The sequence below is a fragment of the Aeromonas sp. 160P genome (genome assembly GCF_055193095.1).
On sequence record NZ_JBUXKV010000001.1, the window covers coordinates 2,301,382 to 2,315,496 of the forward strand.

Sequence of the window (14,115 nt, forward strand, 5' to 3'; positions counted from 1 at the left end):
GACCGGATTGTTCACTTCACATAAAGAGGAATTGAATATGGTATTGGTAGGCCGTCCCGCACCCGATTTTACCGCCGCAGCCGTTCTGGGTAATGGCGAGATCGTTGATTCATTCAACCTCTCTTCCCGCATCAAAGGCAAAGCAGCCGTCCTGTTCTTCTATCCGCTCGACTTCACTTTCGTCTGCCCGTCCGAGCTGATTGCCTTCGATCATCGTCTGGAAGAGTTCAACAAGCGTGGCGTGGAAGTGATCGGTGTTTCTATCGATTCCGAGTTCTCCCACAACGCATGGCGCAACACCAAGATCGAAGATGGTGGCATAGGCCCGGTCAAGTACCCGCTGGTTGCTGACATCAAGCACGAGATCTGCAAAGCCTATGACGTTGAGCACCCGGAAGCCGGTGTGGCTTTCCGTGGCTCCTTCCTGATCGACAAGAGCGGTGTTGTGCGTCATCAGGTGGTCAACGATCTGCCGCTGGGTCGCAACATCGACGAGATGCTGCGCATGGTCGATGCCCTGCAATTCCACGAAGAGCACGGCGAAGTGTGTCCGGCTCAGTGGGAAAAAGGCAAAAAAGGCATGACAGCTTCACCGGATGGCGTGGCCAAGTACCTGTCCGAGAATGCTGACTCCCTGTAATCGGATCGCACTCAGCTTGAAGAACCGGTGCCTTGGCGCCGGTTTTTTTATGTGTGTAATCAGCAGAACCCAAGTGATGGCTGCTCAATCAGAGTGGGATAGCCAGTGGTTAGGCATAAAAAAACGCGCCAGTTGGCGCGTTTTGCTATCTGCTTGTGGCTACTCGTCAAAGATCCCGAAGTGATCCTTGGCGAAGTTGACCCGCTGCTCGACGTTCATTTTCACTTGGTCCAGCTTCTCGATGGTCTTGAGATTGGGCACCAGGCCGCGACCGTTGGCGATCTGGATGGCAAGACCGGGTCGGGCGTTGAGCTCCAGCAGCATGGGGCCACGGAACTTGTCCAGCACCATGTCGGTGCCGATATAGCCCAGACCCGACATCTCGTAGCAGGATGCTGCCAAGGTCAGCAGGGTATCCCAGTGGGGCACCTTGAGGTCATAGAGGTCAAGGCCGGTATCCGGGTGGTGACGCAGCGGATTGCCAAACTGCACTGCCCGCAGGGCGCGACCGGTACGCAGGCACAGGCCTACCCCCACGGCGCCCTGGTGCAGGTTCGCCTTGCCGTCCGAGGCGGCGGTAGAGAGGCGCATCATCGCCATCACCGGGAAGCCCTTGAAGATGATCACCCGAGCATCGGGGACCCCTTCAAAGGAGTAGCCGTCGAACACATCGTCAAAGTTGATGAGGCCTTCCACCAGCGCCACGTCGGGCTTGCCGCCCAGCGAATAGAGGCCCGCCAGAATGTTGGAGACATGGCGCTCCAGATCCTGACCGTTGGAGGCACTGCCGTTGGGCTTGTAGAAGAGGCCATCTTCCTGACGCAAGATCACCAGGATCCCCTTGCCGCCCGAGCCGCGGGCCGGTTTGATGCAGAAACCCGGCCAATCCTTGACCAGCTTGGTGATCCGCACTACATCGTGCTGGGCACGGATGGTACCGATCAGCTCAGGCACGGTGACACCGGCATCCAGTGCGATGCGCTTGGTCTGCAGCTTGTCATCCACCAGCGGATAGAGGCTGCGCGGATTGTAGCGGCTGATGTAGGAGTGGTTACGCTTGTTCATACCGAGGATGCCTGATTGGGACAGGCTCCACGGGGTGGTGTATTTTTCCCAGAACCACATCTGTTACTTGTCCTTACCCGGAGTGGCGCCTGACTTCATCTCGTCCACCAGCGGCTTGAAGCGCTTCAGTTCGCTCAGCTTGTAGCCGGTGTAGTTACCCATCAGCAGCACGGTTGCCATCAGCACCAGCTGCAGACCGAGGAAGTTGAAGGTAAGGTGACGGATCAACTCGTTATCCATGGCCAGATAGGCGATAACGGCGACCAGCAGTGAACCGCCGCCCTGACGTACCACCTCTTTCGGACCCTCTTCTTCCCACAGGATTGACATACGTTCGATGGTCCAGGAGAGGATGATCATCGGGAAGAAGGTGATCTTCATGCCATCGGTCAGCCCCAGCTTGAAGGCGAACGCCGAGAAGATGCCGATCATCGAAATCACCATGATGATGATGGCCGATATTCGGGCAACCAGTAGCAGGTTGAGCCGCGACAGATAGGAGCGGATGATGAGACCTGTGCCGACAATCAGCAGGAAACCAATGAGACCGGTGACCAGCGAGGTCTGGATAAAGGCGACCGCGATCAGCACCGGCATGAAGGTGCCCGACGTTTTGATCCCCACCAGTACCCGCAGGAACACCACCATCAGCACGCCGATCGGGATCAGCAGCAAGCCCTTGAACAGGGTCTGCTCTTCCAGCGGCAGGCTGTGGATGGAGAAGTTCATCATCTCGGATTTTTCGAACTTCTGGGCCAGCGCCACACTGACCGGCTGCTCTTGCTCGATCATCGAGAAACTGACACGGGAGTTGTGGCCACCGGTCACATCCAGCAGCGCGCCTGAGTTGTATTCCCACAGCAGCAGGTTGGCAGGGCGGCCCTGTTCACCGGTTTGCGGGTTGAACAGCTTGTAGTCGGTCGGGCTGTTGAACACCTGCAGGTAATCCACCAGCTCCTGACGACGGCGGCCATCTTCCAGGTTCAGGGCATGCACCACCCGGGTCGGCACGTCAGCATTGTTGAGCAGTTCGGCGATCAGGTTGGCGCGGCTCTTGTTCTTTTTCAGCAGCTCGGCATTTTGCTCCTGCTTCTCGATCTCCTTGATGATCTCGCGAGTCAAGGTGTAGCCATCTGCTGAGCGCTCTTGCGCCCGCTCGACGATCTGTTTCATCGCAGTGGCGTAGGGCTCACTCTCGATCTGCTTCTCGATGGCGGGCGGCTGCGGATTGGCAGCCGGTTTGGCATGGGCATCCGCCATCATGTCGACGCGGTAGTAGAGCTCTTGACGACCGGAAGCGGTGCGAATAGACCACTCGGCGCGGGCATCGCCATCTTTCTCGACAAAGGAGAGGCCGTAGCCCGGGCTGGCGGCGTTTTCGTTCATCAGGGTGAAACCGGGCTGGGTGCCCGGAATGGCCAGTGAGGCGATCACCGGATCACCGGTCGCCTCGAACTCCAGCTTGGCTTCGATGGACCAGATCTGGCGCTTTTCACCGGGGGTGAGTGGCACATCCAACGCGATATGGTGGTAGATCGTCATCCCCAGGCCGACAATGTACAGCAGGGCTACCAGCAAATAGAACGGCTTACGGGAAACCATGGATTATTTCACATCCTTGAGCTTGGGTTTGGGTTGGATATATTCGCGGGCCACATCAACCACGGCGATGTCTTTCAAAAATTCACGACCCAGCAGCACCGGGAAGGTCATGTCGCTACGGTCTTTCAGGGTAAATTCGGCTTTCTCGGTCATGTCACCGATCCGCACGGCCAGACGCACCACCGGACGGCGGTCGAGATCATCGGCAGAGGCCTGACGCACCCGCACATGGCGCACCAGCGGCGCTTCGATCTGGATCTTGTCATCAACATCCTGATGACTCAGGAAGAAGCGCACCCAGTTCTTGCCATTGCGCTCGAAAATGGTGATCTCCTGGGCGCTGATGGAGGAGGTGGTGGCACCGGTATCCACCCGCGCCTGGAAGGCGTCGTTGGCGGCATCAACCCAGATCCACTCCGCTTCACCGACCATCAGTTTGCCATCGATGGTGTGGCCCTGAGTGGGAGCCGCGCATTGCTCAGTCGGGAGGGCCATGGGTTTGGGCGGCTCAGCGGGAATTGCGGTGAGCTTGGTATCGAGTTTTTTGACTGACTCTTTCATGTTGGTGACATCAGTGTTGAGCTGAACCAGCAGGTGCTGTTGCTGCACATAGTGCTTTTGTTGCTGTTCCATGGAGGTTTGCAGGCGCTGCTCGCTCTGGTCGAGTTCACTACGGAGCTCGGCCAGGGTCAGTACAGGAACCTGAGGCGTTTTTTCCATATTGACACACCCGCCGAGACTAAGCAGGGAGAGCAGGGTCATTCCTTTTAATTTGCTTTTCATGTCATTCATTTAACTGTGCTTCCTGGAATTGGGTCAGTGTAACTTTCTGAATCGCCAGCGGCTAGTCTTTGGCCTTGCGGGCAATCAGCACGGCACGTTTGGGCGCCGGGTGTCCTTCTACCGTGAGTGCCGGATTGTCTGGGTCCAGATAGTCACTCAGGGATTCATTAATCATCCAGTCGGTACGACGTTGTTCGTCGGTGCTGGTCATATTCTCGTCTACAATCCGCACGTCGGTGAAGCCGCAACGCTCAACCCACAGCTTGAGGGCGCTACTTGAGGGAATAAACCAGACATTGCGCATTTTGCCGTAGCGATCTGTCGGCACCAATACTTCATTGACGCCACCATCAACCACCAGCGTCTCCAGTACCAGTTCACCATCGTCTTTCAGTTGGTTGCGCAGCTGCTCGATGTGCTCGATGGGGGATTTACGGTGATAGAGCACCCCCATGGAGAAGACGGTGTCAAAGGCGCGCAGCTCAGGCAACTCCTGAATGCCGAGCGGCAACAGGTGGGCGCGCTGATCATTGCCTGCGAAGTGGCGAATGGCTTCGAACTGGCAGAGGAACAGCGGACTCGGATCGATGCCGACCGCCAGCTTGGCCCCTTCACCCACCATGCGCCAGAGGTGATAGCCACTGCCGCAGCCCACATCCAGCACGTAACGGCCTGCCAGCGGGCTGATATGGGGCAGCACCCGATCCCACTTCCAGTCGGATCGCCACTCGGTATCGATGTGGATGCCGTGCACCGTGAACGGCCCCTTGCGCCATGGCATGAAGTGGCGCAGCAGGCTTTCGACTTTTTTGCGCTCCCCTTCGCCAAGGCTCTCGGCCGAGCCTATCTCGACCCGGTTTTTCAGCTCGATGTTGCCGGGGGATACCACCGGCAGCTTGTTGAGGGCGCGGTTCCAGCGCGGCAGATCGCCGTGCTGGTTGTCATGTTGCCAGGTGTGCAGCTGGGCGGGCAGGGTATGCAGCCAGTGGCTCAGCCGGTTCTTGGCAATCAGTTGATAGAAGTTGGCAAAGTCGATCATGGCTGGGTGGGCTCGCTCGATTTGATGGCAATCATGGAGCCGAAATTGAAGCACTGGAACCAGAGGTCCTGATGAACGAAACCGGCATCCCGCAGGCGATCACGGTGGGTCTGCAGGCTGTCGGTGCGCATCACATTCTCAAGGGCGGTGCGCTTCTGGCTGATCTCCAGCTCGCTGTAGCCATTGGCCCGTTTGAAGTCGAGGTGCAGGTCGATCAGCAGTTCGTTGACCGGCTCATCCTCGAAGCGAAACTTTTCGCTCAGGATCAGGATCCCGCCCGGACGCAGCCCATCAAAAATGCGCTGGATCAGGGCTGCCCGCTGCTCGGGCTCGACAAATTGCAGGGTGAAGTTGAGCACCACCACAGAGGCGTTCTCGATCTCGATGTCGCAGATGTCAGCTTCCACCAGTTCCACCGGTACCTCGGATTTGAAACCGGAGAGGTGGGCGCGGGCGCGTTCGATCATCGGGTGGGAGAGATCCACCGCGGTGATGCGGCAACCGGGCTGGCTGATATGGCGACGCATGGCCTGAGTCGCAGCGCCCAGCGAACAGCCGAGATCATAGAGCCGGCTCATCGGTTGGGCGTAACGGGCGGCCATCATACCGATGGCGGAGATGATGTTGCTGTAGCCCGGCACCGAGCGCTGGATCATATCGGGAAATACGTCGACGACCTGTTCGTCAAAACAGAAATCCCCCAATCGGGCGATCGGGGCGGCAAAAATTTGGTCTTTGGTCTGCATGCTGGCGCAACCTGACAGTCGGGGAATAACCCGGCTGTATTGTTCAATTGAGTCGTTGGGTGACACTCATCAGAGTAGATTAATCACCTGTTTACGAACGGGGTGGCTGGTCATGAAATCCTTTGGACCGACCCTGTTCGTATGGGTCATGTTCCGGACCCTTACTTGGGGCGGTAGTGTAGAGGATTGATGACCATTTGTCTTGACGCCAGGGCTTGCCTCGCCACAAAAAAGCGCTTTTTTTGCCGCAGTTCGATGGCCGCAGAATGGGTTGGCTAAAAGCGCAGCACTCCCTGACGTGCGCGATCGTTTTCCCCCGGCCAGGGGGCCATCTCCTGCTCCAGCAGGCGGGTGATCTGGCGCGCCAGCTCAGGTGCCTGGGCGTTGTCGGCAGTATGTATATAGAGGTAGAGATCCTTCCCCTCCGCGAGCCACTGGCGCCAGTGGGGAAGCCAGCTGGGCAGGAAGGGGTGGTTGGCCGCCGGATCCGGCAGGCCGATAAAGCGCACCATGGGAGCGCTGGCGGTGGCCAGCAGATGCACCGGCAGCCGCGGCTTCTTGCCCTGGGCATCGACAAGGGCTGGCGTGGTTGCTTGCACCGAGAAGAGTGGCCGGCTGTCGAGCATGATGCGATTTACCCCCTTCTCCATCAGCAGCCGGTTCAATGCCCGCTCGGCGTCCCCTTTGGCGAAGAAGTCGGGGTGGCGTACTTCGAGGGCGTAGGTGAACTGTGCCGGCAGCCGCTCGATAAAGGCCGCAAGCCGGGGCAGCCCCTCCGGGCCGAAGCGGGCGGGCAGTTGCAGGGTGAGCAACCCCAGCTTGTGGTGCAGCGGGGCGAGCAGGCGGATAAAGTCGGCCACCTGCTTATCTGCACTCACCAGATCGCTCTGGTGGCTGATGGTTTGTGGAAACTTGAAGTTGAAGCGAAAGTGGGCGGGCACCGCATCGGCCCAGCGTTGTACCGTCTCCGCCGTCGGCAGGGCATAGAAGGTGGTGTTACCCTCCACCGAATTGAACACGGTGGCGTAGTGAGCGAGGTGTTCGGCAGGCTTGGCGCCAAGGCCCAGCAACTGGCCGGGCCAGCTGGGGTGGGACCACTGTGGCAGGCCCAAATAGAGGCTCATGGCGGCTATTCTCGTCGGTCTTGGGGCTCGCATGCCCGTTTTTGTCGATTTTTTTGCCACCGAGTGCAAAAAACTGCTGAAAGGAGGCTGCTGGCCATTTTACCCAAAAGGGGGTTTTCCTCTATAATGCCAGCCCTTTTGTTTACCAATTTCTAGTGGCCCATGCCTGTCTACGCAGATCGTTGCGATGTCTGTGGTCCTGAATTGGCAAAACTGCAAAAGCTTTCCGATGCCCCCCTGACCGACTGTCTGGCCTGTAGCAAGCCACATCGGGTCAAGCTGATATCGGCGGCAGGCTTCCGGCTCAAGGGAACCGGATGGTACGAGACTGATTTCAAACCGGGTAAGAAAAGAATCTGGCCAGCTGTGAGACAGACGGTGCTTGCCAGTCGTGCCCGGCGGCCCAAGGTTAACCGTCTCTCTACAATTTCGAAGGAAGAAGTCCATGCGCTCTATCTATTGCGGACAGGTCAATGAGGCCCATGCCGGGCAGACCATTACATTGTGCGGTTGGGTTCATCGTCGTCGTGATCTTGGCGGCCTGATCTTTATCGACATGCGCGACCGGGAAGGGATCGTGCAGGTGTTCTTCGATCCGGACAAGCCGGACGCATTCGCGCTGGCTTCCGAGCTGCGCGGCGAGTTCTGCATCCAGGTGACCGGCGTGGTGCGTACCCGCCCTGACTCCCAGCGCAACAGCGACATGGCCACCGGCGCCATCGAAGTGTTCGCTCACGAGCTCAACATCATCAACCGTGCCGAGCCGTTGCCGCTGGACTTCAATCAGGTCAACAGCGAAGAGCAACGTCTCAAGTTCCGTTATCTGGACTTGCGTCGCCCCGAGATGGCCAAGTATCTGAAGACCCGTGCCAAGGCCAGTGCTTTCGTGCGTCGCTTCATGGATGAGCAGGGCTTCCTCGACATCGAGACCCCGATGCTGACCAAGGCGACCCCGGAAGGTGCCCGTGACTATCTGGTACCGAGCCGCGTCCACAAGGGCAAGTTCTACGCCCTGCCGCAATCACCGCAGCTGTTCAAGCAGTTGCTGATGATGTCCGGCTTCGACCGTTACTACCAGATCGTCAAGTGCTTCCGTGACGAAGACCTGCGTGCCGACCGTCAGCCGGAATTTACCCAGATCGACGTGGAGACCTCTTTCATGACTGCGCCGCAAGTGCGTGAGCTGATGGAAGAGATGATCCGCAAGCTGTGGCAACACGTGCTGGCCGTCGATCTCGGTGACTTCCCGGTGATGACCTTCGATGAAGCCATGCGTCGCTTTGGCTCCGACAAGCCGGATCTGCGTCTGCCGATGGAGCTGGTCGATGTCGCGGATCTGCTGACTGCGGTTGAGTTTGCGGTGTTCGCTGGCCCTGCCAACGACCCGAAAGGCCGCGTAGCAGCCCTGAAAGTACCGGGCGGCGCCGAGCTGTCCCGCAAGCAAATCGACGAATACACCAAGTTTGTCGGCATCTACGGTGCCAAGGGCCTGGCCTGGATGAAGGTCAACGAAGCCGCTAATGGCCTCGAAGGCGTGCAGTCTCCGGTTGCCAAATTCCTCTCCGACGAGATCGTGCGCGAGATCCTGGCCCGTACCGGTGCCGCTGACGGCGACATCATCTTCTTTGGCGCTGACAGCAAGAAAGTGGTCTGCGATGCCATGGGCGCCCTGCGTCTGAAAGTGGGCCGCGATCTGGGTCTGCTGGAGAACAGCTGGAAGCCGCTGTGGGTCATCGATTTCCCGATGTTTGAAGAGGACAGTGAAGGTGGTCTGGCCGCCATGCACCACCCGTTCACCGCCCCGAGCAACATGGGCCCGAGCGATCTGAAAGCCAGCCCGCTGAGTGCTTACGCCAACGCCTACGACATGGTGATCAACGGCTATGAAGTGGGTGGCGGTTCTGTCCGTATCCACAACAGCGAGATGCAGGCCACCGTGTTCGACATCCTGGGCATTACCCCGGCCGAGCAGCGCCTGAAGTTTGGCTTCCTGCTGGATGCCCTGAAGTACGGTACCCCGCCGCACGCCGGTCTGGCCTTCGGTCTGGATCGTCTCAGCATGCTGCTGACCGGTACTGAAAACATTCGGGACGTGATTGCCTTCCCGAAAACCACTGCGGCTGCCTGTCTGATGACTGACGCCCCCAGCCTTGCCAACGCAGCCCAGCTGGGTGAATTGGCGATTGCAACTACCGTCAAGGGCGACGAGTAAGCCGATACCGGCAGCAAAGGCCGCCACAGGTGGCCTTTCTCTCCCCTTTGGTGAGCAATGAAGTGTGTTACTGACATTTAAAAAATAACGGAGAATCTCTATGGCAGGTCACAGCAAATGGGCCAACATCAAACACCGTAAGGCTGCGCAAGATGCCAAGCGGGGCAAGATCTTCACCAAACTGATCCGGGAAATCACCACTTCCGCCCGGATCGGTGATCCTGACCCGGCCAACAACCCGCGCCTGCGTGCGGCGGTGACTGCCGCCCTGACCAGCAACATGACCCGCGAGACCATCAACCGCGCCATCGCGCGCGGGGCCGGTGGTGGTGATGGTGAGCAGCTGGAAACCATCGTCTATGAAGGTTACGGTCCGGCTGGATCTGCCGTGATGGTCGAGTGCCTGACAGACAACCGGAACCGGACTGTTGCCGAAGTGCGTCATGCCTTCAGCAAGAGTGGCGGCAACCTGGGTACCGACGGCTCCGTCGCCTATCTGTTCAGCAAGAAAGGGCTGCTGACCTTCGTGGGTGCCGATGAAGATGCATTGATGGATGCGGCACTGGAAGCGGGCGCCGATGACGTGGTCACCGAAGAGGATGGTTCCATCGAGGTGTACACCAGCCCGAACGATTTTGGTACCGTGCTGGATGCGCTGGAAGCGGCGGGTTTCAAGGCAGCTAACGCCGAAGTGACCATGATCCCCTCTACCGAAGCCGAGTTGGATGCGGAAACCGCTCCCAAGCTGATGCGTCTGATCGACATGCTGGAAGATCTGGACGATGTGCAAGAGGTGTATCACAACGGCTCCATCTCTGATGAAGTTGCAGCGACCCTCTGATCGCTGACCTAGGTACTTGAGATGGCAGCCGGATGGCTGCCATTTTTTTATCTTTGCATGGGTGAAGCCTCTGACGAGTCGTTTGATCCACCAATGCAACAGCTCTCTTCGCTCAATACTTTTCCCGCCTCATCTGCGCCTTACCATTTCACGGATCCTGTTGGCTGGTCAGCCCGACACGCTAGCCGGGTTGCGTTACGTGATCATGGTATGGCTCCTCTTATCCGGTTTATCACACGAGCAACTCTTTAGATGGCGTTGACGGCTCGCTCTGCCAGTCAGGCAGATTGCTCCGTACACAGGATGCCCGAGGCGATTGTCGATGGGCCTTGTTGTCATGGTACGGCAATCAATGCTGAGCCATTGCCTGGATGTTGATATCGGATAATTGGCTGGGCGTTGGGCGTTGGGCGTGCAGGTTGGTCGGGAGAGGGGATGGTTTGCACTACAACATGCAGGGGGAGAGGAGGGGGAGTGATAACTTGCGGATAAAAAAAAGCCCGCGCATGGCGCGGGCTTGTGATCTCAGGACTGGTTATCAGGCCTTGGATTTTTTCTTGGTATCAACCTTGGCTTCAACCGGGGCAGCGGCGGCAGGAGCAGCGGCAGCGCCTTCGGTGAACGGACGACCGTAGTAGGTATCCATCAGGATGGCTTTGAGCTCGGTGATCAGCGGGTAGCGCGGGTTGGCACCGGTGCACTGGTCATCGAAGGCTTCCAACGCCAGCTGGTCAACCTTGGCCAGGAAGTCAGCTTCGTTCACGCCAGCTTCACGGATGGAAGCAGGGATGCCCAGAGTGGCTTTCAGCTCGTCCAGCCAGGTCAGCAGCTTCTCGATCTTGGCAGCGGTACGGTCGCCAGCAGCAGTCAGACCCAGGTGGTCAGCCACTTCGGCATAACGACGGCGAGCTTGCGGACGGTCGTACTGGGAGAACGCAGTCTGCTTGGTCGGGTTGTCGTTGGCGTTGTAACGGATCACGTTGCTGATCAGCAAGGCGTTAGCCAGGCCGTGCGGAATGTGGAATTCAGCACCCAGTTTGTGCGCCATGGAGTGGCAGACACCCAGGAAGGCGTTGGCGAATGCGATACCGGCGATGGTGGCAGCATTGTGTACCTTCTCGCGAGCAACCGGATCGTTGGCACCATTCTGGTAGCTGGACGGCAGGTACTCTTTCAGCAGCTTCAGCGCTTGCAGTGCCTGGCCATCGGAGTATTCGTTAGCCAGTACGGAAACGTAGGCTTCCATGGCATGAGTGACCGCATCCACACCACCGAAGGCGCACAGGGACTTGGGCATGTTCATGACCAGGTTGGCATCAACGATGGCCATGTTCGGGGTCAGCTCGTAGTCAGCCAGCGGGTACTTCATGCCGGTGGCGTCGTCGGTTACTACCGCAAACGGGGTGACTTCAGAACCGGTACCGGAAGTGGTGGTGATACAGACCAGTTCGGCCTTCACGCCCATTTTCGGGAACTTGTAGATACGCTTGCGGATGTCCATAAAGCGCATTGCCAGATCTTCGAAGGCAGTATCCGGGTGCTCGTACATGACCCACATGATCTTGGCCGCATCCATCGGTGAACCACCACCCAGTGCCAGGATAACGTCCGGCTTGAAGGAGTTGGCCATCTCGGCGCCCTTGCGGACGATGGACAGGGTCGGGTCAGCTTCTACTTCGTAGAATACTTCCACTTCCATGTTCAGCTTCTTGAGCAGACGAACCACGTCATCGGCATAGCCGTTGTTGAACAGGAAGCGGTCGGTAACAACCATTGCACGCTTTTTACCTTCCAGATCACCCAGGGCGATCGGCAGGGAGCCACGACGGAAATAGATGGATTTCGGAAGTTTGTGCCACAGCATATTTTCTGCCCGTTTTGCGACTGTCTTCTTGTTGATCAGGTGCTTGGGACCGACGTTCTCGGAGATGGAGTTACCACTCCAGGAGCCGCAACCCAGGGTCAGGGAAGGAGCAAGAGCAAAGTTGTACAGGTCACCGATACCACCTTGGGTGGAAGGGGTGTTGATCAGGATACGGGCGGTCTTCATCTTGTCGCCGAAGTATCTGATGCGGTCCTGATTGCGATCCTGGTCGGTGTACAGACCTGAGGTGTGACCGATACCACCGATGTTGACCATGGTGCAGGCCATCTCGACAGCGTCTTCGAAATTCTTGGCGCGGAACATACCCAGGGTCGGGGAGAGCTTCTCATGAGCGAACTCATCTTCAGCGCACAATTCCAGGCCTTCACCGATCAGGATCTTGGTGGTGGCAGGCACAGTCACACCGGCCATGGCGGCGATCTTGGTGGCTGGCTGACCGACGATATCTGCGTTCAGCGCGCCGTTAATCAGCAGCACCTTACGTACCTTGTCCGCTTCATCTTTGGACAGGATGTAGCCATCGTGGTTGGAGAAACGCTCTTTCACCTGGTTGTAGATGGAGTCAACGACGATAACTGCTTGCTCGGAAGCACAGACCACACCGTTGTCGAAGGTTTTGGACATCAGGATAGAGGCGACAGCGCGCTTCACATCGGCGGTTTCGTCGATAACGATGGGTACGTTACCGGCACCCACACCGATAGCAGGCTTACCGGAAGAGTAAGCGGCTTTCACCATGCCCGGGCCACCGGTGGCCAGGATCAGGTTGATGTCGTTGTGCTTCATCAGTGCGTTAGACAGCTCAACAGACGGTTGATCGATCCAGCCGATGATGTCTTTCGGTGCACCAGCGGCAACAGCTGCGTCCAGTACCAGCTTGGCAGCGGTATTGGTGGAGTTCTTGGCACGGGGGTGCGGGGAGAAGATGATGGCGTTACGAGTCTTCAGGGAGATCAAAGATTTGAAGATCGCGGTAGCGGTCGGGTTGGTAGTCGGAACGATACCGCAGATGATACCTACCGGCTCGGCGATGATCATGGTGCCCATCTCGTCATCCTGGCTCAGGATGCCGCAGGTCTTCTCATCTTTGTATGCGTTATAGATGTATTCGGAAGCGAAGTGGTTCTTAATAACCTTGTCTTCGATGATACCCATGCCTGATTCAGCCACGGCCATTTGGGCCAGGGGAATACGAGCATTACTGGCGGCCAGGGCGGCTGCACGGAAAACCTTGTCTACCTGCTCTTGCGAGAAGCTGGCGAATTCACGCTGAGCTTCTTTAACGCGGGCGACCATTGCATCCAGTTCAGCCAAGTTGGTTACTGCCATGTTTATCTCCTGATTATTTGAAAACTGTTTAGTAAGACGTTGGCAATGCCCGGCAATTATAGACCCTCAGTCAAATCGCGAATGACCATAACGGGGTATTTACATGCCTTACTAAATTGCTTTCCGAGTCGATTATAGAGCTGTGTTGGTCCATAAAAACTTGATCTGGATCATGTGTAACAAAAGAACAAAAGAAATTTTATTTCATCATCCGTGTGCGAGGGATGTTACAGGAGAGTGGATTGTAGCGGAAGTGATATGAGTTGTAATGAAAAGGTTTTTGGGCCTATTAATCATGTGGTTAATGACATTTTAAAGGGGGTTTTACGGCGGTTTTCTCCCGTTAAAGTTAACCATTTTGATTTTTACAGGGTGGCCATGTCGGGGTGGTGCGCAAATCTACAGCAAGTGTTGCGTAAATGGTTGTTGTTTTAATCCGCGGTAAATTTTGATTGTGATGAAATTGTAACTGGCGTGGTGGCGGCCTTAGCTGGTGGGGGTTAGAGAGCAAAATGGCCCCTGTATCATCGAGATCATGACGGTTGTGACTCTCCTATGTTGGGCAAAACCGTGTCACTCGGTGCAACCAGGCTCGCTGAACCGGGAGGCACCGGCGGCGCTGGCGGCGCTGGCGGCGCTGGCGGGGGGGGTCAGCAATGGGCCTGTCTTGTTGTTACCAACTCTCTGGTTAAGGCGCATCTTCTTGCCACTTTATTCCGTGTTGATTTCAATCATTAGGTGAACTCACTAACAATCACCCGCATAAGTGTGATGATTTGATTGGTGCCCGCTCTGGCTATGATGTAAATTTACGCACGAAATTAATGGATTGGCCCGACGGGCCCGTAA

General features: G+C 57.3%; 11 protein-coding genes. 4 read left to right on the top strand and 7 right to left on the bottom strand.

Annotated features, from left to right (window positions below; all coding sequences use genetic code 11):
* The first annotated feature begins 37 nt into the window (after window positions 1-37).
* Window positions 38-640 (top strand): peroxiredoxin C, encoded by a 603-nt coding sequence (locus ACY8FN_RS10960; RefSeq protein ID WP_139720483.1) that lies wholly within the window; start codon window positions 38-40, stop codon window positions 638-640.
* A 159-nt stretch (window positions 641-799) separates the two neighbouring features.
* Here ACY8FN_RS10960 and ACY8FN_RS10965 read toward each other — a convergent pair whose 3' ends face one another.
* From ACY8FN_RS10965 to ACY8FN_RS10990, 6 genes are all read right to left on the bottom strand, one after another.
* Window positions 800-1,765: an alpha-L-glutamate ligase-like protein gene (locus ACY8FN_RS10965; RefSeq protein ID WP_463100028.1), complete on the bottom strand. Its 966-nt coding sequence runs from the start codon at window positions 1,763-1,765 to the stop codon at window positions 800-802.
* 3 nt (window positions 1,766-1,768) lie between these two features.
* Window positions 1,769-3,307, bottom strand: a complete 1,539-nt coding sequence (locus ACY8FN_RS10970; protein ID WP_101324222.1) for an inactive transglutaminase family protein — start codon at window positions 3,305-3,307, stop codon at window positions 1,769-1,771.
* Window positions 3,308-3,310: 3 nt separating this feature from the next.
* Window positions 3,311-4,099 (bottom strand): ATP-dependent zinc protease family protein, encoded by a 789-nt coding sequence (locus tag ACY8FN_RS10975; RefSeq protein ID WP_162515655.1) that lies wholly within the window; start codon window positions 4,097-4,099, stop codon window positions 3,311-3,313.
* A 52-nt stretch (window positions 4,100-4,151) separates the two neighbouring features.
* A complete protein-coding gene (cmoB, locus tag ACY8FN_RS10980) occupies window positions 4,152-5,129 on the bottom strand; it encodes a tRNA 5-methoxyuridine(34)/uridine 5-oxyacetic acid(34) synthase CmoB (RefSeq protein ID WP_463100029.1) in 978 nt (325 codons plus the stop codon).
* Window positions 5,126-5,875 (bottom strand): carboxy-S-adenosyl-L-methionine synthase CmoA, encoded by a 750-nt coding sequence (cmoA, locus tag ACY8FN_RS10985; protein ID WP_101324224.1) that lies wholly within the window; start codon window positions 5,873-5,875, stop codon window positions 5,126-5,128. Before cmoA ends, cmoB begins: the two co-directional genes overlap by 4 nt.
* Before the next feature lie 275 nt (window positions 5,876-6,150).
* A complete protein-coding gene (locus ACY8FN_RS10990; protein WP_463100030.1) occupies window positions 6,151-6,999 on the bottom strand; it encodes a DUF72 domain-containing protein in 849 nt (282 codons plus the stop codon).
* A 162-nt stretch (window positions 7,000-7,161) separates the two neighbouring features.
* Here ACY8FN_RS10990 and ACY8FN_RS10995 point away from each other — a divergent pair, with 162 nt between their 5' ends.
* From ACY8FN_RS10995 to ACY8FN_RS11005, 3 genes are all read left to right on the top strand, one after another.
* Window positions 7,162-7,476 carry an FmdB family zinc ribbon protein gene (locus tag ACY8FN_RS10995; RefSeq protein WP_206665169.1) on the top strand — a complete coding sequence of 105 codons (315 nt, stop codon included), beginning with the start codon at window positions 7,162-7,164 and terminating at the stop codon, window positions 7,474-7,476.
* On the top strand, window positions 7,445-9,211 hold the full coding sequence (aspS, locus tag ACY8FN_RS11000) for an aspartate--tRNA ligase (RefSeq protein ID WP_101319711.1): 1,767 nt from the start codon (window positions 7,445-7,447) through the stop codon (window positions 9,209-9,211). The genes ACY8FN_RS10995 and aspS overlap by 32 nt, the downstream gene beginning before the upstream one ends.
* Before the next feature lie 100 nt (window positions 9,212-9,311).
* The gene (locus tag ACY8FN_RS11005; RefSeq protein ID WP_042021324.1) at window positions 9,312-10,052 is read left to right on the top strand and encodes a YebC/PmpR family DNA-binding transcriptional regulator; all 741 of its coding nucleotides are present in this window, start codon (window positions 9,312-9,314) and stop codon (window positions 10,050-10,052) included.
* Window positions 10,053-10,590: 538 nt separating this feature from the next.
* Here the strand turns inward: ACY8FN_RS11005 and adhE are convergent.
* Window positions 10,591-13,266 carry a bifunctional acetaldehyde-CoA/alcohol dehydrogenase gene (adhE, locus tag ACY8FN_RS11010; RefSeq protein ID WP_101324228.1) on the bottom strand — a complete coding sequence of 892 codons (2,676 nt, stop codon included), beginning with the start codon at window positions 13,264-13,266 and terminating at the stop codon, window positions 10,591-10,593.
* Window positions 13,267-14,115 lie beyond the last annotated feature (849 nt).